The sequence below is a fragment of the Xanthomonas hortorum genome (assembly GCF_024339125.1).
Classification (GTDB): Bacteria; Pseudomonadota; Gammaproteobacteria; order Xanthomonadales; family Xanthomonadaceae; genus Xanthomonas; species Xanthomonas hortorum.
This window is the reverse complement of sequence record NZ_CP101417.1, coordinates 4,835,749-4,861,020: the sequence shown is the minus strand read 5'-3', so window position 1 is coordinate 4,861,020 and position 25,272 is coordinate 4,835,749. Positions and strand designations below refer to the sequence as shown.

17 protein-coding genes and 3 pseudogenes are annotated in these 25,272 nt (G+C 62.1%); 10 read left to right on the top strand and 10 right to left on the bottom strand.

The features are described 5' to 3' along the window. The first annotated feature begins 64 nt into the window (after nucleotides 1-64). From NMB96_RS20905 to NMB96_RS20885, 5 genes and pseudogenes are all read left to right on the top strand, one after another. On the top strand, nucleotides 65-1,309 hold the full coding sequence (locus NMB96_RS20905; protein WP_023903389.1) for a DUF418 domain-containing protein: 1,245 nt from the start codon (nucleotides 65-67) through the stop codon (nucleotides 1,307-1,309). 206 nt (nucleotides 1,310-1,515) lie between these two features. After that, a pseudogene (locus NMB96_RS20900) lies at nucleotides 1,516-1,656 on the top strand (amino acid dehydrogenase); the annotation flags it as partial. After that, nucleotides 1,653-3,023 (top strand): glutathione-disulfide reductase, encoded by a 1,371-nt coding sequence (gorA, locus tag NMB96_RS20895; RefSeq protein ID WP_023903391.1) that lies wholly within the window; start codon nucleotides 1,653-1,655, stop codon nucleotides 3,021-3,023. The pseudogene NMB96_RS20900 and the gene gorA, both read left to right, overlap by 4 nt. 112 nt (nucleotides 3,024-3,135) lie before the next feature. Continuing rightward, nucleotides 3,136-3,543 (top strand): MGMT family protein, encoded by a 408-nt coding sequence (locus tag NMB96_RS20890; protein ID WP_043889088.1) that lies wholly within the window; start codon nucleotides 3,136-3,138, stop codon nucleotides 3,541-3,543. A gap of 40 nt (nucleotides 3,544-3,583) precedes the next feature. Further along, nucleotides 3,584-4,279 (top strand): rhomboid family intramembrane serine protease, encoded by a 696-nt coding sequence (locus NMB96_RS20885; protein ID WP_043889734.1) that lies wholly within the window; start codon nucleotides 3,584-3,586, stop codon nucleotides 4,277-4,279. A gap of 230 nt (nucleotides 4,280-4,509) precedes the next feature. Here the strand turns inward: NMB96_RS20885 and NMB96_RS20880 are convergent, their stop codons facing one another. The 3 genes from NMB96_RS20880 to NMB96_RS20870 all read right to left on the bottom strand — a co-directional run bounded on the left by NMB96_RS20880 (nucleotide 4,510) and on the right by NMB96_RS20870 (nucleotide 11,260). Beyond that, nucleotides 4,510-6,522, bottom strand: a complete 2,013-nt coding sequence (locus NMB96_RS20880) for a M13 family metallopeptidase (protein WP_255085548.1) — start codon at nucleotides 6,520-6,522, stop codon at nucleotides 4,510-4,512. A gap of 185 nt (nucleotides 6,523-6,707) precedes the next feature. Next, a complete protein-coding gene (locus tag NMB96_RS20875; RefSeq protein WP_255085547.1) occupies nucleotides 6,708-8,816 on the bottom strand; it encodes a M13 family metallopeptidase in 2,109 nt (702 codons plus the stop codon). A 341-nt stretch (nucleotides 8,817-9,157) separates the two neighbouring features. Further along, nucleotides 9,158-11,260, bottom strand: coding sequence for a M13 family metallopeptidase (locus NMB96_RS20870; protein WP_043889089.1), 2,103 nt, complete (start codon nucleotides 11,258-11,260; stop codon nucleotides 9,158-9,160). A gap of 367 nt (nucleotides 11,261-11,627) precedes the next feature. Between NMB96_RS20870 and NMB96_RS20865 the strand changes: the two genes are divergently transcribed. From NMB96_RS20865 to NMB96_RS23640, 3 genes and pseudogenes are all read left to right on the top strand, one after another. Then, a complete protein-coding gene (locus NMB96_RS20865; RefSeq protein ID WP_255085545.1) occupies nucleotides 11,628-13,223 on the top strand; it encodes a phytoene desaturase family protein in 1,596 nt (531 codons plus the stop codon). Between the two features lie 199 nt (nucleotides 13,224-13,422). Next, the gene (locus NMB96_RS20860) at nucleotides 13,423-13,581 is read left to right on the top strand and encodes a hypothetical protein (RefSeq protein WP_255085544.1); all 159 of its coding nucleotides are present in this window, start codon (nucleotides 13,423-13,425) and stop codon (nucleotides 13,579-13,581) included. Between the two features lie 659 nt (nucleotides 13,582-14,240). Further along, nucleotides 14,241-14,336: pseudogene (locus tag NMB96_RS23640) on the top strand (transposase); the annotation flags it as partial. A gap of 349 nt (nucleotides 14,337-14,685) precedes the next feature. Here NMB96_RS23640 and NMB96_RS20855 read toward each other — a convergent pair. Both NMB96_RS20855 and NMB96_RS20850 read right to left on the bottom strand, forming a co-directional pair. Beyond that, nucleotides 14,686-17,760 carry a TonB-dependent receptor gene (locus NMB96_RS20855; protein ID WP_023903399.1) on the bottom strand — a complete coding sequence of 1,025 codons (3,075 nt, stop codon included), beginning with the start codon at nucleotides 17,758-17,760 and terminating at the stop codon, nucleotides 14,686-14,688. A gap of 374 nt (nucleotides 17,761-18,134) precedes the next feature. Next, nucleotides 18,135-20,934 (bottom strand): annotated as a pseudogene (locus NMB96_RS20850) (TonB-dependent receptor plug domain-containing protein). Nucleotides 20,935-21,271: 337 nt separating this feature from the next. Between NMB96_RS20850 and apbC the strand changes: the two are divergent. Both apbC and dcd read left to right on the top strand, forming a co-directional pair. Further along, a complete protein-coding gene (apbC, locus tag NMB96_RS20845) occupies nucleotides 21,272-22,123 on the top strand; it encodes an iron-sulfur cluster carrier protein ApbC (RefSeq protein WP_255085543.1) in 852 nt (283 codons plus the stop codon). 96 nt (nucleotides 22,124-22,219) lie between these two features. Then, nucleotides 22,220-22,789, top strand: coding sequence for a dCTP deaminase (dcd, locus tag NMB96_RS20840; RefSeq protein WP_006452354.1), 570 nt, complete (start codon nucleotides 22,220-22,222; stop codon nucleotides 22,787-22,789). A 26-nt stretch (nucleotides 22,790-22,815) separates the two neighbouring features. On the opposite strand, the gene NMB96_RS20835 is transcribed toward dcd, so the two are convergent. The 5 genes from NMB96_RS20835 to NMB96_RS20815 form a co-directional block, all read right to left on the bottom strand. Next, nucleotides 22,816-23,001: a LiaI-LiaF-like domain-containing protein gene (locus tag NMB96_RS20835; RefSeq protein ID WP_057672021.1), complete on the bottom strand. Its 186-nt coding sequence runs from the start codon at nucleotides 22,999-23,001 to the stop codon at nucleotides 22,816-22,818. Between the two features lie 348 nt (nucleotides 23,002-23,349). Further along, nucleotides 23,350-23,517 (bottom strand): LiaI-LiaF-like domain-containing protein, encoded by a 168-nt coding sequence (locus NMB96_RS20830; RefSeq protein ID WP_006452352.1) that lies wholly within the window; start codon nucleotides 23,515-23,517, stop codon nucleotides 23,350-23,352. Nucleotides 23,518-23,544: 27 nt separating this feature from the next. After that, nucleotides 23,545-23,997 (bottom strand): HIT domain-containing protein, encoded by a 453-nt coding sequence (locus NMB96_RS20825; RefSeq protein WP_425520899.1) that lies wholly within the window; start codon nucleotides 23,995-23,997, stop codon nucleotides 23,545-23,547. Continuing rightward, nucleotides 23,994-24,656 (bottom strand): dienelactone hydrolase family protein, encoded by a 663-nt coding sequence (locus tag NMB96_RS20820; RefSeq protein ID WP_115040466.1) that lies wholly within the window; start codon nucleotides 24,654-24,656, stop codon nucleotides 23,994-23,996. Before NMB96_RS20820 ends, NMB96_RS20825 begins: the two co-directional genes overlap by 4 nt. Before the next feature lie 267 nt (nucleotides 24,657-24,923). Continuing rightward, on the bottom strand, nucleotides 24,924-25,199 hold the full coding sequence (locus NMB96_RS20815) for a hypothetical protein (protein ID WP_023903407.1): 276 nt from the start codon (nucleotides 25,197-25,199) through the stop codon (nucleotides 24,924-24,926). Between the last annotated feature and the right edge of the window lie 73 nt (nucleotides 25,200-25,272).

The window sequence follows — 25,272 nt, the reverse complement described above, 5'->3', positions numbered from 1 at the left end:
TAAACGGCCCGCCATCTCGGCGGGCTGTTTGCATTTTGTCGTGCATACCACGCTCCGAGCCTTGATGACACCACGCGATTTTCTGCAGCCCATTGCCGCAACCGAGCGCATCGTCGTGCTGGATGTGCTGCGCGGCTTTGCGCTGCTGGGCATCCTGCTGATGAATATCGAAGCCTTCGTCGGCCCGCTCGATCTGGCGCTCACCGGCGTGGATCCGAACTGGCATGGCATCGATCGTGTTGCCGATGCGCTGGTCTACCTGTTCGTGCAGGGCAAGTTCTACACCTTGTTCGCGTTGTTGTTCGGCATGGGCTTTGCGGTAATGGCGCAGCGCGCCGAGCAGGCCGGGCGCGGGTTTTTCGGCACGTATCTGCGGCGGACCCTTGGATTGCTGGCGATCGGGCTGGCCCATGCATTGCTGCTGTGGTCCGGCGATATTCTGGTGACCTACGCCTTGCTGGCGTTGCTGTTGCTGACCACCCGCTCGGTGCCAACGGTGACGCTGCCGTGGGTTGCGGCGCTGGTGTACTGCTGCGCGCCTGGCTTGATGCTGCTGTACGGCGCGGCAGGGACGTTGACGCAGGCCGATCCGGCAGCTGCGGTGGAGTGGAAGGCGGCGATGGCCGATGCGGCGCAGCAGGCGGTCGCGAACGTACAGGCGCAGCGCGCCGCGTACGGCAGCGGCACGTACCTGCAAGCGACGCTGCAGCGCTGGCATGACCTGCAGGAAGCGATGACCGGGCTGAGCATCAATGGTCCGGCGATGCTTGGCATGTTTCTGTTGGGCAGCTGGTTTGTGCGCAGCGGCGCGATTGCCGCACCCGAGCGCTTTCCGCGTCTGTTTCGCACGTTGCGATATGGTGTGTTGCCGCTCGGGCTGGGCGTGATGCTGGTGAGTTCTGCGTTGGAGCCGTGGATGGATCCGGCGCGTCTGGACTTGCGTGTGTCGGGCGCCTTCGCCTTGTCGTTGATCGCCGGGCCGCTGATGAGCCTGGGTTACGCCGCATGGGTGGTGCAGCTTGCACCGCGCCTGGCGTGGCTGGCACCGGCCGGGCGCATGGCATTGACCAACTACCTGCTGCAGTCGTTGCTGTGCACGTGGGTGTTCTACGGTTACGGGCTTGGTTATTTCGAGCAGTTGCCGCGCATGTGGCAGCTGCCGTTTGCGCTGGGGTTGTTCGCGCTGCAGGTGGTGCTGAGTCGGCTGTGGCTGCGCTGGTTCCGCTTCGGACCGATGGAGTGGCTGTGGCGTAGCGTGACCTATTTGCGTGTGCCGCCGATGCGACATGGCAGCGCGCGCCTGGAGTGACACGTGTCGTAGCACGCGCATTGCTGCGGGTTGCGTGGCATTGCACTTTGCGCAGTTGCCAGGCCAGGTCTGCAGGCCCAGCACGCAGTGGTGGGCAGGATCGTGACGTATTGCTCGTCGCTGCTATGACGACTGGATCGCCGGTGACGGGTTGGATTGCGCCCGATTGCAGCCGATAGACAAGCCGTGCGCGACCTGCCGTCCGTCCTCACGTCTGGCTCGCGGCAGGGCATGGCATGCTCGCCATCAGCATGAGCACTGCAAGCGAACAACTGATGGCCGATCTGATCACGGGCCGCGCACCTGCGCTGGACCTGCCTGTTTACCGCGCGGAGCGATTCGCATGAGTGCCCGTTACGACTACGACGTTGTGATCCTGGGTGGCGGTTCCGGTGGATTGGCGGCGGCATTTCGCGCGGCAAAACACGGTGCCCGCGTGGCGATCATGGAGCCGAACGAGTTGGGTGGCACCTGCGTCAATCTGGGCTGCGTGCCGAAGAAGGCGATGTGGTTGGCAGCCGATCTGGCTGGAAAAATCGCACTGGCCAGCGCGCTCGGTTTCGATGTGCCGCGGCCGACATTGGCGTGGCAGGAACTGGTTACGCATCGGCAGGGCTACATCGCCAACATCCATGCCAGTTATCGGCGCCGGCTCGATGAGGATGGCGTGGTCATGATTCCGCAACGCGGCGTGTTGCAGGACCGGCACACCCTCATGGGCAGCGACGGCGTGCCGGTGACCGCCGAGCACATCGTGATCGCCACCGGTGCGCATCCACTGCGCCCGGATGTGGACGGTGCCGAGCACGGCGAAGTGTCCGACGATTTCTTCAATCTCTGTCACGCGCCCGCACAGGTGGCGATTGTCGGTGGCGGCTATATCGCGGTGGAAATCGCCGGCTTGCTGCAGGCGCTGGGTAGCCGCGTGCATCTGTTCGTGCAAGGTGAGCGGCTGCTGGAGCGTTTCGATGCCGAACTGACCTTGCAGCTGGCCGACAACCTGCGCCATCTCGGCGTGCGCCTGCATTTCGGATTTTGTACCACCGGCCTGGAGCGCGATGCCGACGGTGGGCTGCGTGTGCATGGGCACCCGGCGCATACGAGCGAGCAGGGCAATGATGTCTTCGATAAGGTGTTTTTTGCCGTGGGTCGACGCGCCAATACCGCTGGGCTGGGTCTGGAGGCAGTTGGTATCGCGCTGGGCGAAAAAGGCGAAATCGTGGTGGACGAGGGTCAGACCACCAGCGTGCCGAATATTCATGCGATCGGCGATGTTGGCGGCAAGGTCGGGCTGACGCCGGTGGCGATCACGGCCGGTCGCAAGCTGATGGATCGCTTGTTCGGCAATCAGCCGGATGCGCGCATGGACTACGAAGGCGTGCCGAGCGTGGTGTTCTCGCATCCGCCGCTAGGGCACGTCGGACTGACCGAAGAGCAGGCGCGCGAGCGTTACCACGGTGCGGTGCGCGTCTACCGCAGCAACTTCCGCCCGATGCTGCATGCACTGGCCGATTCACCCCAGCGCAGCCTGTTCAAACTGGTGTGCGTGGGCGAGGAAGAGCGCGTGGTCGGCGTGCACCTGCTGGGCGAGAATGCGGACGAAATGCTGCAGGGGTTTGCGGTGGCGGTGAAGATGGGCGCGACCAAGCGCGACTTCGACGAGACCGTGGCGATTCATCCCACTTCGTCCGAAGAGATTGTGTTGATGCATTGAGGTGGTGGTTGCGGCAGCTGTGGCTGTCGCAGCTGCGCGGACGAGAGCAGCAACTCAAAGCCCCTCTCCCCCCGGGAGAGGGGCTCTGATCCTTAAGTGGCATCCTTGCGTGATGTCCAAGCCTCGCCAAGCCAGTCCTCGTCCGTCTGCCAAGCCAGCTGCGCGTTCCGCGTCCAATGGTGCGGCGCTCTCCAGCGAGCAGGCACGACTGCGCATTTTTGAAGTGATCCGTGCGATTCCTTCCGGCCAGATTGCCGGTTACGGCGAAGTCGCGCTGCGTGCCGGCCTTCCCGGTCGGGCGCGGCTGGTGGCGCGCGTACTCAGCGGCAACGACGATCCGCAGCTGCCCTGGCATCGTGTGCTGCGCAGCGATGGCCGGATCGCGTTGTCGGAAGGCTCGTCTGGCTACCGCGAGCAATGTCGGCGCCTGCGTGCCGAGGGCGTTGCGGTGGAGCAGGGGCGGGTGCGGCGTGCCAGTGCCGCGCAAACCCTGGATGCGGCTGTGTGGGGGCCTTCATAAGCCTGCCGTTATGATGGTTGGCATTCCGAAGGATGCCGCCATGCCACAACTGCCGCCCGTCACCAAAGCGTTATTGATTGCCAATATCGGCTTGTTCCTGTTGCAGTGGGCGTTGGGCGACTTGGGCGCCGGTGTGCTGCCCTCCGATGCCGCGCTGTCGTCGCTGATGTTGTGGCCGATTTCCAACGGCTTCGATGCGTTTTCGCCAGGCGCCAGCTTCATGCCGTGGCAGTTGCTGACCTATGCGTTCCTGCATGGCGGTTTCAACCATCTGTTCTTCAACATGCTGGCGCTTTTCATGTTTGGCGCGGCGTTGGAACAGACCTGGGGCCAGAAGCGCTTTCTGACCTATTACCTGGTGTGTGTGGCCGGTGCCGGCGTGTGCCAGCTGCTGATGGCCTGGTTCACCCAGAGTGGCGCACCGGTGGTGGGTGCCTCGGGCGGGGTATTTGGCCTGTTGCTGGCCTACGGCATGTTGTTTCCCAACCAGCGGGTGATGCTGCTGTTTCCGCCGATCCCGATGAAGGCGCGCACCTTCGTGATCGTGTTCGGTGCGATCGAACTGTTTCTGGGCGCGACCGGCTGGCAGCCGGGCGTGGCGCACTTCGCGCATCTGGGCGGCATGCTGTTCGGTTGGCTGATGATCCGTTACTGGCGCGGGCAGTCACCGTTCGGCGGCAGCGGCGGCAAGGGTGGGAAAGGTGGTCGCAAGCCGCCGTTGCGTGTGGTGCGTTGAGGTAGTGGCGGTGGATCAGATAGGCGCTGAACGGTAGGAGCGGCCTTGGCCGCGATGAGGCGTTATCGGTAATGCCCCGTCGCGGCCAGGGCCGCTCCTACGAAGAGCAGGGTGTGGTTCTTCGGGATGGAAGAACGCGAGTGACAGAAAAAAAAAGAGCGCGGAATCCGCGCTCTTTTTTTATTGCCAGTGACTGCGTGTTGGTTGCCAGTGACTGCCTGGCGCTGAAATCAGCGCCAGATCTTCAACTGCTCGGTATCCACACGCTGCATCGGCTGGCCCGGCTTGCAGGTGAATGCTGCACCGAACTCGGGCAAGTTGGACAGCGGGCCGTTGGTGCGCCACTGGCCCGGTGCACGGATGTCGGCGCTTGCACGCTGCACCGCTTCGTTCGGCGACAGCTGCTGTGCCCACAGGCCGGCCCAGGCAGTGAAGAACGCCTGCTTGTCGGCCTCGGTGGCGGCCGGCTGGGCCTTGCTGAAGGCCTGCCAGGCCAGTTCGATACCCGCCAGGTCGGCCAGGTTTTCTTCGGCGGTCTGCGCGCCGTTGACCTTGACGTTGGGCACGCCCGGGTACGGATAAGCGGCGAACTGATTGGCCACCTTGCCAGTCAGCAGCGTCCAGCTGGTCTTCTCGGCCGGCGTCCACCAGCTGCGCAACTCGCCCTTGGCGTCCACCAGCGAGCCCTTGGCGTCGATGGCACGGGTGATTTCGTGTGCCACCAGCGCGCCGTAGGCGCCGTACTGCGCGGCCGGGCTGCTGCCGTTGGTCAGCACCGGTGCCTGCAAGACGGCGGCGGTGATGATCAGACGGTTCTGCGCGATGTCATAGGCCACTGCCGGCTGCTGCGGCAGTACGTCCCAACGACGGTCGGCGTTGCCCTTGCCGATGCGCTTCATTTCTTCGCGGTGACGCCAGGTCGAGGCGATCAGCATGTTGCCGCCGAAGCTGCCGCGGCCCATCGGTTGCACGGTGTAGTCCAGGTCACGCCGCGGTGCACCGACTTCGATCTTCATCGCCGACAGTTTGGCCTTGGCTTCGGCGATCACCTCGCCGTTGCCCCAGCCGGTGCGCTCCAGCGCGGCCAGCTGTGCATCGCGCACCTGGTCGGCGATGGCTTCGGCCTGACGGCGGGTGTCGCTGCTCAGGTAACGCGCCACGTATTCGCGACCGAGCATCGGGCCGGCGGCGATATTGATCGCGTCAAGCACCTGCTGCCAGCGCTGCGGCGGCAATGCATCGCCACGCAGCAGACGGCCGCGGAACTGGTATTCGGCATCGTGGAAGCTCTTGGACAGATACGGCGCCATCGCATCGCCCACGCGCCAGCGCAGGTAGGCCTTCCACTGGTCAGGCTTGATGCTGACGATCATGCTGTCGAGCTGCTTGAACATGGCCGGGTCGGCCATCGACACCAGATCGTCCTTGACGCCCTGCGCTTCCAGAAAGTCGGCCAGGCGCAGGTTCTTGTACTGCTTGGTCAGCTCCTTGGTGGCGATCGGGGCGTAGTTGTTGAACGGGTTGTTGATGCCCTGCACCGACTGCGCGCTGCGTGCCAGCGCGGTTTCGATCTGCAGCACGGAGGCAGCATCGGCTTCGAGCTTGTCGGCCGGGGTACCGGTCAGCGCCAGCATCTGCTTGACGTAGCTGCGGTAGCGGCCCATCAGCGCCTGGGTGTCGGCATCGGTACGGGTGTAGAACGCTGGATCAGGCAGGCCCATGCCGCCTTGCATGAAGTAACCGATATGGCGATCCAGCGCCTTCAGATCCACGTCCGGGCCGAAGTTGAAGCCGACCGGGATACCGACCTGATGCAGCGCGGCGATGGAAGCGGGCACATCCTTGGCCTTCTTGATCGCGTCGATGCGCGCCAGCAAGGGGGCGATGGGGTTGGAGCCGTCCTTTTCGACCGAGGCTTCGTCCAGGCCACTGGCCCAGAAGTCGCCGAGCAGCTTCTGCACGTTGCCCTGCGGGGTCTTCATCGAGGCGTCCAGCAATTCGCGCTGCTGCTGTAGGGCGCGCTCGGACAACTGGCCCAGTGCGGTGACGGCGCCGGTCTGCGGCAGCGGATTGGCCTTGAGCCAGCCGGCATTGGCGTAATCGTAGAAATCGGTACACGCCGCCGAGACGGCCGGGGCCTTGGGAGCGGCCTTCTTCTTGCGCGCGGCGTCGGCGTCGGGGGCGGACAGCAGCGTGATCAGGCTGAAGCCAAGAGCGAGGGCAAGCGGACGAATGGTGGGCATCGAGAAGAAGGGTGGCCAGATTGAAGTCGGCGGAGTTTAGCAAGGCTGCGCCTCGTGCAGGCGGGCGCGAGCTGCCGTTCGTCCTCGGTGCCGGCCGCTTGCATGAACGCGACAGGCCCGCGTGGGCGGGCCTGTGCGTGTTGCCGTCGTGTTGGAAGCGCTTGCAGGCAGTGACTAGCGCAGCGCTACCAGATCACCACGCGGTCTTTCTCAGGCCGCACCATTGCATCGCCAGGCTTGCACGCAAACGCGGTGGCGAATTGCGGCATGTTGGAGGGGGCGGCGATGGCGCGCAGATTGTCCGGTGAGTGGGGGTCGCTCGCGAGGTAGACTAGCTGTTGCTGCTCGCGTGTGAGTCCACGCCAGTTACGCGCAAAGCCCAGGAAAAACCGCTGCTCGGGGCTGTACCCGTCAATATTTGCACCGCGCTCAGGGTGCTGACGCAGTGCGGTCTGCAGCGCGTCGTAGGCAATGTTGATACCGCCCAGGTCAGCGATGTTTTCGCCCAAAGTGAGTCTGCCGTTGACATGCATTTTGGGGTGACTCGGCAAGGGAACATACGCATCGAACTGCTTCACCAAGCCGTCGGCACGCTGCTCGAATGCCTTGCGATCCTGCGCAGTCCACCAATTGACGTTGTTGCCCGCGCCATCGAACTGGCTGCCTTGATCGTCGAAGCCATGCGTGGCTTCGTGCCCGATGATCGCGCCGATGGCGCCGTAGTTCAGGGCATCGTCGGCATTGGCGTCGAAGAACGGCGGTTGCAGGATGCCGGCCGGGAAATTGATGGTGTTGGTACTCGGGCTGTAGTACGCGTTGACCGTCTGCGGAGGCATCGACCACCGCTTGCGATCGGTGGGTTTGCCGATCTGGGCGATGTCGTAGTGATAGTTGAACTTGGCCGCCGCCTGCAGATTGCGGTAGTAGGCCCCGGGAACGATCTCCAGCCCCGACCAGTCACGCCAGGTGTCCGGATAGCCGATCTTGGGCAGGAAGGCCTCCCACTTTGCAAGCGCCTTTGTTTTGGTTTCGTTGCTCATCCAGTCGACGTTTTCGATGCGCGTCTTGAGCGCGGCGCGGACGTTGTCGACCAATTCGGCCGCGCGTTGCTTGGCTTCGGGCGTGAAGACCTTGGCGACGTAGAGCTGGCCAAGGCCTTCGCCCATGGCTTCGTCGACCGCGCGCAGGACGCGTTTCCAACGTGGGCGTTGCTCCGGTTGTCCGGACAGGGCCTTGCCATAGAAGGCGAAGTTGTTGTCGACGAATGCCTTGCTGAGCTGTTTGGACGCCTCGTCGATGGTATGGAAGCGCAGGTAGGCCTGCCATTGTGCAATTGGTGCACTGGCCAACTGATGGTCGAACGCTGCGAAGAAACGCGGTTGCGACAACGAGAAGCCGGCGCCCACATCCACGCCTTGCGCGGCAAAGAAGTCTTTCCATGAAAAGTGCGGGGTGAGCTTGTCTGCCTCGGCAACGCTGACGAAGTGATATTGGTTCTTGGGTTGGCGTGCATCGGTTGGCGCCAGCGACGCGGCAGCCAGTTGCGATTCCAGTGCCATCACGTCCTTCGCCTGCGCCTCGGCCGCGTCGGCATCGCTGCCGGTGAGCTCGAACGACTTGGCGATATAGGCCAGATAGGCCTCACGGATGGGAGCGTATTCGGCAGCGGTGTAGTAATCCTTGGTCGGCAGGCCCAGGCCGCCTTCGTTGGCAAAGGCGATTTGCCGATCTGCCTTGTGGAAGTCTTCGCTTGCGCCGAACTCGAAGACCTTGCCATCGCCCTCCGCATAGCGGCTGGTGATGTACGCGGCGACATCCTTGGCGGATTTCAGCGCGCCAATGGCCTCCAGCTGCGGGCGGATCGGCTGGTCTCCCGCCGCCTCGATGGCGGCTTCGTCCATCCCCGAGGCGTAAAGCAGACCAAGTTTGCGTGCAAGCGGGTCGGCTTGCTTGTCTGCCTGCTTGGCGGCGCTTTCAACAATCTCTCGCTGCGTGACCAGGCTCTTTTCCGTCAGTTCGTCGAACACGCCCCAACTGGTGCGGTCGGCCGGAATCGGATTGGCTTTGGCCCACTTGGCGTTGACGAACGTATCCAGGTTCTGGCAAGCGCTTGTTGCCGTGTCCAGCTCGTTGATGTCGAACGAGGATTTGGTTGCGGAGGCGGCGGCGGTTGCCGATGCGCGCGTCGGCGCAGCCGTTTGCGCGGGCGTGCTGCTGTCGCCGGCTTCGCGCTTGCAGCCGGTCAAGGCCACAACCAGTGCCAGAGCGAGCGTAGAGGTCTTGATCGGTGACATGGAAGCCCAGTCGCATGAAAGGACACCGAGCATAAGCGCGTGCGTCTTTGCGAGAGCACGCGTTTAGCTTTGTTGAGGCTTGGTGTTTATGCTCTCGATGGCTGAGTGACGAACTCACGCTTCAAGCATGGATAGATGCGCAGGCGATGCGTTTGTGTGTGCGCAAAAATCCCATCGAAAACGAAGTGGCTGCTGCATGCGAGTGCCTGCTGCCTGCGTTGCGGAAACAATCTCGCGCAGTCCGCACGCGTCGCGAACGTGCGTTTCGGAAATGCCCAAAAAAACGGGCGACGATCAACCGATCGCCGCCCGCGTTGGTTACCGCTTTCTTGCGATGACGATTACCAGATCACGACCTGCTTATCGCCCTGACGCACCATCGCATCGCCGGCCTTGCACGAGAACGCGGCGGCGAAGGCCGGCATGTTCGACGGCGCACCGATGGCGCGGAAGTTGGCCGGTGCGTGCGGATCGGTCTTCAGGCGCACCACCAGTTCTTCCGGGGTGAAGTTGCGGCGCCACACCGTGGCCCAATTGAGGAAGAAGCGCTGGTCGCGGGTGATGCCGTCGCTCTTGGGATCGTCCTTGCCGGCGGTGGCGGTCTTCATCGCGTCGTAGGCGGTGTTGAGGCCGCCCAGGTCGGCGATATTTTCGCCCAGGGTCAGGTCGCCCTTGACCTTGTCGCCGGCCGAGGTGCGATAGCCGTCGAACTGCGCGACCAGCTTGCCGGTGCGTGCCTTGAACGCGTCCAGATCCTTCTGCGTCCACCAGCCCGGATCGGCGATGAAGTTGCCATCGGCACCAAAGCGGCTGCCCTGGTCGTCGTAACCATGCGTCATCTCATGGCCGATCACCGCGCCGATACCGCCGTAGTTCATTTCCTCTGGTGCATTCGGGTCGAAGAACGGCGGCTGCAGGATCGCCGCCGGGAACACGATCTCGTTCTGCAGCGGGTTGTAGTACGCATTGACCGTCTGCGGGCTCATGCCCCATTCGGTCTTGTCCACTGGCTTGCCGATCTTGGACAGATTCCACTTGTAGTTGTATTCGGCCGCAGCCTGCACGTTGCCAAGATAGCTATCACGGCTGGTGCTCAGGCCATTCCACTCACGCCATTTTTCCGGGTAGCCGATCTTGGGCGTGAAGCTTTCCCACTTGGCGATCGCCTTGGTCTTGGTCTCCGGGCTCATCCAGTCGAGCTTTTCGATGCGGGCTTTCAGCGCGGTGCGCAGATTGGTCACCAGCGTTTCCATCTTGGCCTTGGAATCGGCAGGGAACGCGACCTTGACGTACATCTGGCCCAAGGCTTCGCCGGTCTGGCCGTTGATGGTCGCCAGCACGCGCTTCCAACGCGGCTTGATTTCCTTCTGGCCGCGCAGGGTCTTGTTGTAGAACGCGAAGTTCTCATCGACGAACGGCTGGCTCAGGAACGGCGAGGCGCCATCGACGGTGTGGAAGCGCAGGTAGGCGCGCCAGATTGCCGGGTCGGTGTCGGCGATCATCTTGCTGACTTCCTGATGGAAGGCCGGGATCGCCAGCGAGAACATTTCCGGCGTGGTCACGCCCTGCGACTTGAAGAACTCGGTCCACGACCAGTTCGGAGTCAGCTTGTCGGCCTCGGCCGGCGAGATCGGGTTGTAGGCCAGCGAGGCATCGCGCGACATCTGGGTGCTGGTCTTGGAGACCTTGGCCAGACGGCTTTCGAACGCGACCACCTGCTTGGCCTGCGCGGCGGCATCGGCCGCAGCCACGCCGGACAGCTCCAGCACCTTGGCCACGTGCGCCTGGTAGGCCTCCAGCTTGGCCTTGTTGGTGGCGCTGGTGTAGTACTCCGGATCCGGCAAACCCAGGCCGCCCTGCATGGCGTAGGCGATGTTCTGGCTGGACTTCTTGAAGTCCGCCTCGGCGCCGAAGCTGAAGAGCTCGTTATTGCCCTTGGCCGCGCTGCTGCGCAGATAGTCGACCAGCTTGGCCTGGTCGCTGATGGCGTCGATCGCGGCCAGTTCGGGCTTCAGCGGCTCGATACCCTGGGCGTTGATCTTTGCTTCGTCCATGCCGGTCGACCACAGGTCGCCGACGATTTTTTCCACGCCGCTGGCGCTGGTGTCGGCCGCAGCCTGTTCGACCAGTTGCTGCTGGATCGCATTGGAGCGCTCGTCGAGCATTTCGAACGCGCCCCAGCTGGTGCGATCGCTCGGCACCGGGTTGGCGGCCAGGAACTTGGCGTTGGCGTAGGCGTTGAGATCGGTACAGGCGTTGCCATTGGCATCCAGGTCGGCAGCACTGAACTGGTTCACCGCCGGCAGCTTGCTCTGGTCCAGGGTCAGCGTCTTGGGTGCAGCGGGCGTGGTTGCCGCTGTGTCGGCTGCGGGGGCGGCAGGCGTAGCGTCTTCAGACTTCTTGCAACCGCTCAGCGCAGTGGCCACAGCCAGGGTCAACGTCAATAAATGAGGTGTTCGAATCACAAAGGGCTCCAGAAGCAGCGGATTGGGAAGCCCCGTCGCCAGGGCCGTGGCCGGCACTCTACGCCTCGCCAGCCGGATGGCATGGTGTCGAAGGTCATGGGTGCGGCGTGTGTAGATGCGCTGGGCTGACGGCTGTTTGGCATGCGGCTGCTGGATGGCAGCGTGGCGTACGTGCCGTAACGCGCTGGGTAGGGAGCCTGCGGCCTTATTATTCTGCGTCGCGCGGGTGTTTGGTTCATGTTCTCGGCAGACATGGACCATGTCGGTGATGGTGAGCGCTCATCGGTGGCGATGGTCGCCACTGCGCGAATGGCCGACTCGGGCAAGCGATGCTATATACGAGCGCATGCCCACCGCCTCCGAACCGTTGGACGCACTGATCATCGGCGCCGGCCACAACGGCCTGGTGTGCGCTGCATATCTGGCCAAGGCAGGCAAGCGCGTGCTGGTACTGGAAGCGCGCGATGTGGTCGGCGGCGCAGCAGTTACCGAAGAATTTCATCCCGGGTTTCGCAATTCAGTGGCGGCGTATACGGTGTCGTTGCTGCAGCCCAAGGTCATCACCGATCTTGCGTTGGAGCGACATGGCCTGCGCGTGGTTGCGCGCCGCATCAATAACTTTTTACCGCTGCCGGATGGTGAGTATCTGCTGGCCGGTGCTGGGCGCACCGCTGCGGAAGTCGCCAAATTCTCCGCACCCGATGCCGCTGCATTGCCTGCCTATGAAGCGCGGCTGGAGCAACTGGCCGATGTCTTGCGTGCGCTGGCATTACAGCCGCCGCCCGATGTCACCGAGGGCGGCTGGCTACGCGCGTTGCCGCAGTTGTGGCGAGCGGGAAAGGTGGGGCTGCAGCTGCAGGGCTTGTCGCTTACGTTACGTCAGGATCTGCTCGATTTATTCACGATTTCCGCAGCCGAGTATCTGGATCGCTGGTTCGAAAGCGCACCAATCAAGGCGCTATTTGGCTTCGACGGCATCGTCGGCAATTACGCCAGCCCGTACGCGCCGGGCACGGCTTATGTGTTGTTGCATCACGTGTTCGGGCAAAGCAACGGCGTCAAGGGTGCCTGGGGCCATGCCATCGGTGGCATGGGCGCCATTACGCAGGCAATGGCCGCCAGTGCGCGCGAAGCTGGTGCGGACATTCGCACCGGCTGTGCGGTGGAGCGAGTGCTGGTGGAGCAGGGCCGTGCGGTTGGTGTCCTCACCGCTCACGGAGAGACGATTCGAACGCGTGCAGTGGTTGCCAACGTCAATCCGAAACTGCTCTATCAACGCCTGATGCGTCCAGAAGATGTCCCTGTGCCCACACACGAACGCATGGCGCATTACCGCTGTGGATCAGGCACGTTCCGCATGAACGTGGCGCTCTCTCGCCTGCCGGAATTCACCGCATTGCCAGGTACGGGCGACCATCTCACCGCCGGCATCATTCTCGCGCCGAGTCTGGATTACATGGACCGTGCCTGGCAGGACGCGCGCGCATTCGGATGGTCGCGCGAGCCGGTGGTCGAACTGCTGATTCCCAGCACCTTGGACGACAGCCTGGCGCCGCCTGGGCAGCATGTGGCCAGCCTGTTCTGCCAACACGTGGCACCTCAACTTCCCGATGGTCGGCACTGGGACGATCATCGCGAAGAAGTCGCCGATTTGATGATTGCAACGGTGGAGCGCTACGCGCCAGGATTCGCCGCATCGGTGCTGGGCCGGCAGATCCTCAGCCCCCTCGATCTGGAGCGCATCTTCGGCTTGATCGGCGGCGACATCTTCCACGGCGCCCTCAGCCTCAACCAACTCTTCAGCGCACGCCCCATGCTGGGGCAGGGCGCCTATCGTGGTGCGATACCCGGGCTGTATCTATGCGGGTCCGGGACGCATCCCGGCGGCGGGGTGACCGGCGCGCCTGGGCATAATGCGGCGCGGGTGATTTTGGGTGGTTGAGGGTTTGCTGTAATGCGTCGAACCGAATTCGCTTCCGAGGCGGGGCTGGTTTGAAGCAGGCACTCCTCTGAAAAGTCTAATAACTTTATTGCTTTTTATTCTTAAAATGTGATCTTTATCTATAATATATTTTAGGAAATGATAATAATGGAGTGCGCTCGCAGTAATTGCGCGAATTTCACTCACAAGGAGATGTCAGGTGAAGATTGCTTCTGCTGGGTTGTTGATTGTCCTCGCATGTGCTGGAGCAGACGTCCAGGCTGCCCGTAAGAACTCGATGAATTACGTCTATTTTACTGCCGAGGGCGTGCCCGTTGGTCAGCAGGCGTACTTCTGCAATAATGCCCGATGGCATTGAGGAGATACTTCTGCGCCATATCGTTTGACGATTAAGGGCGGCTGCAATAGTGAAGTCATTTGTCCGCCGGGCGGTGGAACTTGCAACATTCAAAACGATACATCGGTAACTTATTCGGTACCAAGCAGTGCCCCGTTCACAGAAGAAGAGGCATGTGATCTGATCGGACGCTTTCCGTGCCAGACAACTGAGCCTGAACTTCTGTGGGATTTTGGATGGACGCCTGTAAGGGGTTAGATGAGTCAACTTCAGGGCTGGCGGTATAGGTTCTTTTACACCGGTACAGCGCCTCCTGCGTCGATTATCGTCGTGCCTCCAAAGGAGGATTTTGCTTGCGTTCGCAGGTTTAGCTGCCAAAAGATCTGCGGACTGCGAGGTCCTTGCTACCCGTCTGCTTCGCTACAGACCGGTATGCCTGTAGTGGTTCGAAACCTCGGGGTGCATGTTCGGGTAGCGCGCGCCGCGTCTAGTCCTGCCGCTGATCAGTTTCTTAAAACCTCAAAAGAGGTCCGGATAACCGGTCTCTGGAGCAATGGTAAACCTGTCGGAATCGTCGCGACGACATCTCCGTGTTTCTTGCGATCAGAGATCGGGTTCACTCCCTTTATCACAGACACTTACAAAAAAAGGCCGATCGAGGCCTGAGAAGTGTTTAGGTTAGGCGAAGGAGGTTCAGCACAGAGTTCAAGCGTGGTGCGGTTGAGCCGGCGAGCCAGCTGGGCGTCAGCTGCGCCCAAGTGGCTCCAGAGTTGGGGGCGTGACAACAACAGCGCGATTGTTACGGCCAAGCTGCAGCGTTGCGAGCTGCTCGGAGGTGATCACCAAGGGCTCAGGGCGCCGTCAGCCTCAATCAACTCTTCAGCGCACGCCCGATGCTGGCTAGGGCGCGTATCGCGGTGCGGTGCCAGGTCTGTATCTATGCGGATCGGGCACGCATCCCGGTGGTGGAGCGCCTGGGCATAATGCGGCGCAGGTGATTTTGGCCGGCTGACGCAGGCAGCGATGGCAGCCCAAAAAAAGCCCCGGAAAGACCGGGGCCATAGACAGTACGTCTGCAGGGCGAAGGTGAGTATCCCACCTCCGCCTTTGCACGCGATCAAACGATCAGAAGTCGTAGGACGCAGTCAGACGCATGTAGCGCGGCTGGTTGTAGCTCCAGGCTTCGGTACCGAGCCCATACGTATTGGACACGGTCCGGCGAGTGACTTCATTGGTGCTGGAGATGCGATTGACCGAACGATCATTCAGTACATTGAATACATTCAGCGAAAATGCCAGCTTGTGATCGGCGAAGCCTGGACGATACGTGACGCCTAGATCGAGATTTTTGATCCATGGAGTCTCCCCAGCGCCGCCGGCAGATACAGGTTGGCCATAGCAGTAGTGATACGACGAGCCATAACCGACCGGATCGTAGTTCAGCGCTGCAGCGTCAGGGCCGGCGTAATAACCCAGGCAGGACTTCGGTGTGCCCGACATCACCCTGACCGTGGCAGATGCCAGCCATTCTGGAGTGAATTGGTAGGCACCGAACGCCTTCAACTGATGGCGACGATCATTGGCCAGATTGCCACCTGCGTAGTACATAAGCTGGGCTGCATCCCAGTCCTGAGTCTTGGAGATGTCGGCTTGCCCAAGATCTGACTTCACCTGCCCTTCGGTGTTGCCGTATAGGTGCGACCAGGTGTAATCGACGCGGCCGTACCACTTTTCATCGAAGGGATGCTCGATGAAGAGATCCACGGCAACGTAGTTGCGCTTGGCTTTGTCGGTGAAGCCCCAATCGGACTGCGACATACGCAGCTGGGTATAGCCAGAGCCGTCAGTGTTGGCAAGGTTGTAGGTGTTGGTCTCGCCCGGGTTGAACATCACGCAACCAGGAATACTCACGCTGCTGGCATCACCGCCCGCTGCGGTAAGCGCATCGGACATACGGCCGGGATCGCAGACGTCATCGATCGCAGTCTGGAGTTTGCGATAAGTGACTTTCGCGCCCGAATTCCACTTCTCGCCGAGCGTCTTTTCGAAGCCAATCAGGAACTCGTCTTGATACTGCGACTTCAGATCGCTTGGGGCGAACGAGTTCGGATCCGGTGCCTCACCATATTCACCGTTGGAGGAGACCGGGCCGGGACCGAGTGCAGTCAGGCCAGTTGGTTCGCCGTTGGCGTCGATCCCGGTGTAGGTGAAATATTCGTTCGTGAACGTCGAGGCCGATGCCCCGCGAATGGCGACCTGATTCGGCAGCGCAAGATAGTAGCGACCGACGTTAGCGAACACCTTAAAGGAAGAGTCGCCAAAGACATCCCAGCTCACCCCGACACGCGGAGCCCACTGGTCACCACTGTCCACGTAAGCCACATGATCGCTGTTGTAGTTGGTGAACTTGTCGTTTCGGATACCCAGCGTGAGGAGCCAGTTATCGTTGACCTGCCACCGATCTTCCAAGTAGTAGGCCTTCTGCTCGACGGCCATGCTGGTAACTGTGGTCAAGATACGGCGGTTCACGAAGTAGCCATTACCTCCGGAGGGGCCAACGCCCAGTGCACCATTGATGGGTTCGCTGGGATCGTCCTGGCTGCCGTAGATCCAGCGATACCCTGGACCACTGGTAAATACGCCTTCGTCGTAGGCGTTGAAGTACATATTGTCCACGCCGGCGGTCAAGTCATGATCGCCTAGACGATAGTTCAGCTCCAGACGCAGATTGCGACTCTTATTGATCGGGTCTGATGCCTTGACAGTCGTGGTGGCCTGCCCGTTGGTAATACGCCGGCCGCCGGTGATTGCCGGGTCCTGCAGAGTCGAACTGGCGATGTTGGGCAATGCCGATGCACCAGGGTTGAACTGTTGGTTGTGCTGAGTATCGCGTCCCCACGTTGCATTGAGGGTCAGGTCGTCTGTGATGTAACTGGTGAACTTGACGATATCGACACTGTCTTTGAGCTTGTACGTATCCGTGAACAAGCCAGAAGGGCCCTGATCCGTAAGTGTTGCATAGTCGTAGTTGTTGTATACGCCAGAACGTCGATCGTTATTTTCGATGCGTGTGTATTCGAGAATGTTGCTGTCGTTGATATTCCAGTCCAGTTTGCCGTAGAACTTCGGCGAACTGTTCTCATAATGGCTGCGTCCCTGGTCGCTGGCGGCCGTCGCAATATTGGTGGTTGCTCCGTCGACCTTGTCCGTTTCGCCGGCCACGAACAGGAATAGGCGATCCTCAATCAGCGGGCCACCCGCGTACGCGCTGTAAACGGTCCTGTTCTGCACGTCGCCCTTGCCGCGGCGATAGATCGTCCCGGGCAGGTCGTCATCTTCATAACCATAATTCTCCGGAAGTTCGCTATTCGGATACCAAGCATCGCCGCGTGAGCTCGCCAGCGATTTCGGTTCCCATACCGCTTGCGCACCAAAATGCCACTCGTTGGTGCCGCGCTTACCCACTTGGCTGATGACGCCGCCGGTCGAGCGGCCGTACTTCGCGCTGTAGCCGCCCGTATATGTTTCCTGTTGGTCGATTGCGCCGTAGGGGAGGCTGAGCCCGCCGAGGTTGTTGAACGGATTAGTGACATTAACGCCGTTGATGTAATAGGCATTCTCCGTCACACCAGCGCCGCCGAACGAGATGGTGGACCGCGAGCCATTGTTGAAGGCGCCACTTCCGGAAATCGCACCTGGTGCAAGCAACGCAATCGCTTCGGCGCTGCGTCCCAGCGGCAGGGTTGCCAACTGCTCTGAGGTGATCACCGAGCGCGAGCTGGTGGAGCTGACATCGATCTTCGGCGCATTGGCGGCCGTCACCGTGATCGCGCCGAGCGTCGTTGCATCGGTGCTGCCGCTGGCAGTTGCGCCAGCAAACGACACCTCTGTGCCGGACCCTACGCGCAGCTGCACGTTCTTGCGGGTATCGACGACCTGATCGCCGCGCTTGAGGGTGACGGTGTAGGCGCCCACCGGCAATGAGCCGAGGTTGTAACGGCCATTGGCGTCGATGGTGATCGTGCGGCTGAGGCCGGTGTCGCTCTGCACGACGATGGTGCTGCCCGCTTCAGAGGGAGCGCTACCGTAGATGCTGCCGGTCGTGCTTTGTGCATAGACCGCACCGTTGGCGAGACACGCGCCCAGCACAACAGCCAGAGCGGTGCGCTTGAGGGCGTGGCGACGAAATTGATTGCTCATTCCTAACCTTTCAACTGGGTATCGGGAGAAGTGGCGGTCATCGAAGAGTCAGATGGCCTTAACCCGAACGTAATGAATCTGTGGGCTGAGTCGCAAGCCTTTTGAATGATTCGTTAATGAAAAGGGCGAGATCCGCACCGAATATGCGGATCTGCGCACAAATTGCCTGGCATGCGAATACCGCCCGGCTTGGGTCACGCAAGTATTCATTTTTGTCAGTGCGCGCGATGCGGCGTGACATGGAGCGGCTCAACCGAACACTACCTTGCCGCCATATCAGTAACTGATTGTCGCGTCTTGTTGGTTTCATCTGAAACATGAAGTCAAAAAAGACCCCGTCAAACGGGGCCTTTTCGATGCATCGCCAACAGGCCTCAGAACCGGACTGTCGTGCCCAGGTAAAAGAACCGCCCGACGTTGTCATACAGCGCAGAATTGAAGTCCGAGCCGAAGTAGTTGCGCGGCGGGTCCTTGTCGAAGGCGTTGTCGATGCCCAGGTAGACGTCGATCTTCGAGCCGGGGAACTGATAGCCGAACTGGACGTTGTGGTAGGTGTACGAGCCGTTCTTGATCGGGCTGGCCGAGCCCGGGTTGCTGTTGTAGCTCTCCGGGGTCACGCGCAGATTGCCGTCCACGTAGTTCATGTCCCACGAGGCGCGCCATTCGTTCCAGTTGTACTTGGTCTGGAACTGCGCGCGCCAGCGCGGGTCGGTCACGTAGGTCACGTACTCGTCGTACTCGGCCGGGAAGTCCTGGAACACCCATTCGCGCGACTGGATCAGGCGCGTGCCGACAAAGCGCAGCACCGTATTGCCTTGGCCAATCTGGAAGCGGTATTCCATTTCCAGATCCACGCCCACACGCCGCGAGCGTGACAGGTTTTCGTTCAGCGCCTGCCAGCCGATGATGCTGTGCTCGGGATAGATGCGTCCCTGCGGGTCGGTGAATCCACCCAGCGGGGCACGCTGCACGAAGCCGCAGAAGCTGTTGTCGATGCCACCCGGATTGTCCACGCAGCGCGTTGCGTTGGTCTCTGCAGTCACCGTGCCGATCGCGTCCTGCAAGTCGATGCGCCAGTAGTCGATCGACATGCCGAAGCCTTCGAAGAACTCCGGTTGCCAGACCAGACCATACGACAGGCTGCGCGCACGTTCCGGCTTCAACTCCGGGTTGCCGCCGCTCACGCCCGGGCGGGTCGAGGTAAAGGTGTCGATCCAACCGACCGGCACGCCCAGCGCGCTGCAGTTGGCCTGGCGCAATGCCACGTCGCCAGCAGTACCAGGACGATTGGAATTGGTCGGCAGGTAGTTGCAAGGATCGTTGATGGTCGCGAAGTTCTCGCTCTGCGAGTCGTACAACTCGCCGATGCTGGGTGCACGCACTGCCTGCGCCACGGTGCCGCGCAGACGCAGCGACGGGATGATGGTCCAGTCCAGGCCCACGTTCCAGGTCTTGGTCGAGCCGATGCTGTCGTAGTCCGAATAGCGCCCTGCCACATCCAGCGCCAGTCGATCCACGCCCGGCAGGCCGGCCAGCAACGGAATGGTGCTTTCGACGAAGATTTCCTTGACGGTGTACTCGCCGCCACTGTTGGGGATGGCGTTGAGGAAGGTCACGCCCGAGGCTGCCAACGAATCGGTGATCTGCTCGCTCTGCTCCTTGCGGTATTCCACGCCACCGGCAAAACCGATGTCGCCGGCCGGCAGCGACAGCAGGTTGCTGTTGGCTACCGATGCGCTGAACACGGTTTGCTGGATCTTGGCCTGCGCGCGCGCGGTGGTGTTGAACCAGGCGGCGGCTTCCGGCGTGACCGCGCCATTGCCGACCGTAGTTGGCAGACACGTCGTAGGTCCAGTTGTCGGTGAAGTTGCCTTCGGCACCGAGCACGGCGCGATAGGTCTTGCGCTCGATGTTCTCGCCGCGACGACCGGCATCGACGTTGAAGCGGTTCATCAGGATCTGCGTGGCACCGCGCGAATCCATCAACGCACCGAGTTCGGGACTGACATACGGATTCTGGCGACGCACGCGCAGCGAACTGTCGAACGCCGGCTGGCCGAAGAATTCCGAATCGGTCTCGCTGTACTTGCCTTCGAAGAACAGGCGATGGTTCTCGCTGATCTCGAAGTTGATCATGGTGTTGACGCTCTTGCGATCAAAGCCGGGCTGCAGGTCGGCCACCGCATTCAGATCGGCGAAATCGCAATCCACGCACGAGGTGTTGCTCACTACCGTGCCGTTGTAGCGATTGCGGCGGAAGCTGCCGTCGTCGTTGAACAGGTAGCGGTTGCCGTAGCTGGCCGGGTTGCGGAAATCGAACGTGCCCAGGTTGAAGGTGCCACCGTAGGACGTGGAATGATTGCCGCCCGGGCCGCTGAGTACGTTCTGCGGATTGCTCTCGCTCGGAGGGCGGGTGGGATCGAAATTGGGGTTCTGCACCGACACCAGGTACTCGCGACCGATGGCGCGGTTGCCGCGACCGAAGCGGTCCTGCTTGCTGTATTCACCGGACACTGCGATGTTGCCGCGGCCGTCCGCAAAGTCGGTGCCTGCCGAGAAGCTGGCAAAGGAGCGGTTGTAGTTGCCCTCATCGGCCAGGCCGGTCTGCGCGCGCGTCTCGAAGCCGGTGAAGTTCTTCTTGAGGATGAAGTTGACCACACCGGCCACTGCGTCGGCGCCGTACACGGCCGAGGCGCCACCGGTGATGACTTCGACACGTTCGACCCATTCCACCGGGATCGTGTTGACGTCCACCGCGGTCGAGCCCGGGCTGGAACCCACATGGCGACGCCCGTTGACCAGTACCAGGGTGCGATCCACGCCCATGCCGCGCAGGTCGAGCAGGCCCAGGCCGGCGGTCCCGATGAAGCGGGTGGAATTGCCCAGCGTGTAGCTCGGCGCCAGCGCCGGCATGCGTGCCATCAGGTCGCTGATGGTGGTCGCGCCGGTGGCGCGGATTTCTTCGGCGCTGATCGCCGTGACCGGCGAGGGCGTCACAAAGCCGGTACGCGCGATGCGCGAGCCGGTAACGGTGACCTTGTCCAGATCGGTGGTGCCGGGCGCGACACCGTTTTCTGATTGCGCTGCAGCTTGTCCGGCAGAAGCGACCAGTACGGCAAATAATGCGGTGCTCAAACGATGACGCTGTGTGTAGTGCGGAAGACGACTCGACATGACCTTGCAGATTCCTCGCTGGAATTTGGCGAAACAGCTGTGCTCGCTGAGCGCTGGCTGAACTGGAACCCGAACGTAACAATTCCTTAAGAATGTGTCTATCTTTGTGAAATATGTCTTCGCTTGACATATTCGTATCTGCTTGTGAATTTCTTCAGCGAAGTCGCCAATGCGGATGTGTATAGACGAGCCGGTACACTGACCACCTCCATGGCGCAGTACCCGGCGGCGTTTTTCGCCGCTGCCGCTACGCCCACGACGAATTCAGGTAGGCAATGACGACGATGTTGGAAAGTGTTGTGAGCGTGACCATCGCCCCCGCGCAGGTGTGCCGCGCATGACCGGCGAGCGCAGAATCCCCGCGCATGCGGTACAGGGCGCACTGGCGCCGCATCCGCGGATCCGCAATGTGATCGCGGTCGGCTCCGGCAAGGGCGGGGTGGGCAAGTCCACCACGGCGGTGAATCTGGCGCTGGCCTTGCACCAGCAGGGCGCGCGCGTCGGCGTGCTGGATGCGGACATCTACGGACCGAGCGTGCCGGCGATGCTGGGCCTGAGCGGGCGGCCGGACAGCCCGGACAACAAGTCGATCGAGCCGCTGCGCGCATTCGGCATCGAAGCGATGTCGATCGGCTTGCTGGTCGACCAGGACACGCCGATGATCTGGCGCGGGCCGATGGCGACCTCGGCGTTGACACAGCTGTTCAACGACACGCTGTGGGACGACCTAGACTATCTGCTGATCGACCTGCCGCCAGGCACCGGCGACATCCAGCTGACGCTGTCGCAGAAGATTCCGGTGGCCGGCGCGGTGATCGTCACCACGCCACAGGACATCGCCACGCTGGATGCGCGCAAGGCCTTGAAGATGTTCGAAAAGGTAGAGGTGCCGGTACTTGGAATCGTGGAGAACATGGCAGTGCACACCTGTTCCAGTTGCGGCCACCGGGAGCATCTGTTCGGCGAAGGCGGCGGCGAGCGCATGGCGGCGCAGTACGGCGTGCCCTTGCTAGGGTCGTTGCCGTTGGAGATTGCGATCCGCGAGCAGGGCGATGCCGGCCAGCCGATTGTCGTTGCCGCGCCCGAGTCGGCAGCAGCCAAGGCCTATCTGGCCGCCGCTGCGCGCCTGACCGAAGAGCTGGGCAAGCGCCCGCGCGCCAGCATTCCGATTTCGGCCTCGTTGCTGTAGCGCGCGGGTCGGCCAGCAGTGCCGGCCGCTTGTTAGAATTCGCCGTCTTCGCGCGGGCCGCTGGGGCCGTCGCCTTCCGTCTTCAAGGAACATCACATGAGCATCAAGAGCGACCGCTGGATCAGGCGCATGGCCGAACAGCAGGCGATGATCGAGCCGTTCGAACCTGGCCAGATCAAGCACGACGCCGCCGGCCAGCGCATCGTCAGCTTCGGCACCTCCAGCTACGGCTACGACGTGCGCTGCTCGCGCGAGTTCAAGATCTTCACCAACATCAACTCGACGATCGTCGACCCGAAGCATTTCGATCCGGGCAGCTTTGTCGATATCGAATCCGATGTCTGCATCATCCCGCCGAACAGCTTCGCACTGGCCCGCACGGTGGAATATTTCCGCATCCCGCGCGACACCCTGGTGGTGTGCCTGGGCAAAAGCACCTACGCGCGTTGCGGCATCATCGTCAACGTGACCCCGCTGGAGCCGGAGTGGGAAGGCCACGTCACGTTGGAATTCAGCAACACCACGCCGCTGCCGGCGCGCATCTACGCCAACGAAGGCGTGGCGCAGATGCTGTTCTTCCAGTCCGACGAAGTCTGCGAGACCTCGTACAAGGACCGCGGCGGCAAGTATCAGGGCCAGACCGGCGTGACCCTGCCGCGCACCTGATGCGGTGGTGCGGCCGTGACCCTGCCTCAGCAGGTCGCGGTCGCGCGCTCCCAGTAGCGCAGCAGTTGGCGCACGCCAGCGGCGATCAGCAACGCCGGCCACCAGGTTGAAACCAGGTTGCCAAGATCGAAACGGGCCAGCCCTAGGTTGTCCAGCAGGAATAAGCTGCCCAACGTGATCAGAAACAGTGCAGGAATCAGGCGGTAGCGCATGGCGATGTCCTCGGTAGGTGTGAGGCCATGCTGCGCGGGATGCGCGCGCCGATCAGGTGCCGGAAGTCAACAATCGCGGATGACAAAGGTCATGTTGGCAGGGCCGCAAGGCTCGCTGACTGGCTGCTGTGGCCATGTCGCCTGCGGTTGATCGCTGGCCATCAGGTCATCGACATTTTCAGGGATGCTGGAACCCTGGTTCCTACGGGTGCAGTTGGCTAGCGCATGAGGCTTCGCGCGTACCCTCATCCGCCCCTTAGGGGCACCTTCTCCCGATGGGAGAAGGGATCTCGGCGATCTGATGACGCGCGGGGCTGATCGACTGCTTACCCCAGTCCCAATTCCCGGCTACTTGCCCCGCCCAAACAGCATGCCAACGCCGCAAGCGACCAATGCCGCCGGCCACCACGTGGCGATCAGCCGGCCCAGGCTGACATTGGTCCAGCCCAGGTTATTGGCCAGAAACAGCAGGCCGACGAGGATCAGGATCAGCGCGGCGACGACATTGGATTTCATGCGGAAGGGTGGTTGAAAGACGGGCGCCTATCGTAGCCGTTGCGCCCACGCAGCGACACGGTGTTGCAATGCATCGGGTGCGAAGCGCTGCGCGCTGCCGCTGCCCCACACCGGGCCAGGCCAGGCCGCATCGCCCGGATGCCGGCCGACCAGATGTACGTGCAGCTGCCGCACGATGTTGCCCAGCGCGCCGATGTTGAGCTTGGTCACTTCGGGCTCGACGCGCAGCAGCTGCGAGAGCTGATTGATCTCGGCCAGCAACAAGCGTTGCTGACCACCCTCCAGATCGATCCATTCGCTGACCGCGGCCATCCGCGGCACCAGCACGATCCACGGGAAGCGGCTGTCGTCCATCAGCCGCACCTGCGACAGCGGTCCGTCGGCGACGAATACGCTGTCGGCCGCAAGACGCGCATCGAGTTCGAAGCCGCTGCCGGCGGACATGGTCTGTGCAGGCTCGTTCGCTGCGGTCCCGCTCATCCCAGATGCGCTTCGAAGAAGCCCAGGGTGCGCTCCAACGCGCGCTCGGCGCTGTCGGCGTCGTAGTGGTTGGGATCGATGCTGCGATTGAAGGCGTGGCCAGTCGGATATACGAAGGTTTCCATCTGCGGCAGCTTCTCGCGGTGGGCCTGGATCGCCTCGGGCGGAATGCTGGTATCGCGCTCGCCGAAGTGGAACATCACCGGCGCCTTGGGGGTTTCGTCCAGCAACTGGGTGTTGCGGCCGCCGTAGTAGCTGACCGAGGGCAGGCCCAGGCGGATTGCCGACAGCAGCGCCACCGAGCCGCCCCAGCAATAGCCCACGGTGCCGACCTTGCCGGCGCGGCTGAGCAGGGTGGCGGCGGATTTGACCACCTCCACCGCGCGCTCCAGGCCGACCGCATTGGCCAGCGCCAGACCGCGTTGCAGGCTTTCCTGGTCGTAGGGCAGCTGCACGTCCTTTTCTTCCAGATCGAAGAAGGCCGGTGCCAGCACTTCGTAGCCGCGTGCAGCGTAATCATCGGCCACCGCGCGGATATGTTCGTTGACGCCGAAGATCTCCTGGATCACCACCAGGCCGCCGCGCGGGCTGGTGGTCGGAGTGGCGTGCCAGGCGGCGACCTGGCCGTCGGGGGTGTCGAGCGTGGTCCAGTGACCCATGGGAATTCCTGATGTGCAGCGAGGGAGGCGCGCATTATCGGCCGGACCGGCATCGTGAAAAGTGAGGGTTTCGCAAAGCCGGCCGGGCTGGCGAGGCCCGGCGGTTCAGAGCGTTGCCCGCACGCCGCTATAATTGCTGCACTCAGGCCCCAGGCCGCTCCGTTCCCCAGGCTCCTGCTTCCATGTCCCAGCTGAACCCCAAAGTCGGCTTCGTCAGCCTTGGCTGCCCGAAAGTTAGTTCAAGTAAACTTTGAGTAAGAGGCTTCGTTAGGTCGGTACTGGCTTCGACAGGATACGCAGGTGGCCGTTGCCGATTAAGAAGTTGCGATACGACTTCACGGACGCATCGAAGGCCGCAGCAGCAATCTCTTGGCCAACTGCAATAACGCGTCCATCTTGATCGACAACTGCAAGCCTCGCTGGTTTGCCGTCAGCGGTCTGGACGCTCAATCCCTCATGACTCAACGCACTGACGATCACCGCCGTGCGCTTCGTATCCGTAATGCAGTCGTTGCTAGCATGGCGCTGCAGGTTTTGCGTCATCGCCCCGTACCTCCGGTCAGTCGCAGCCCCATCTGCACCACGTTGCTGGCTGCTGGACGGGGCTGACGCGCCG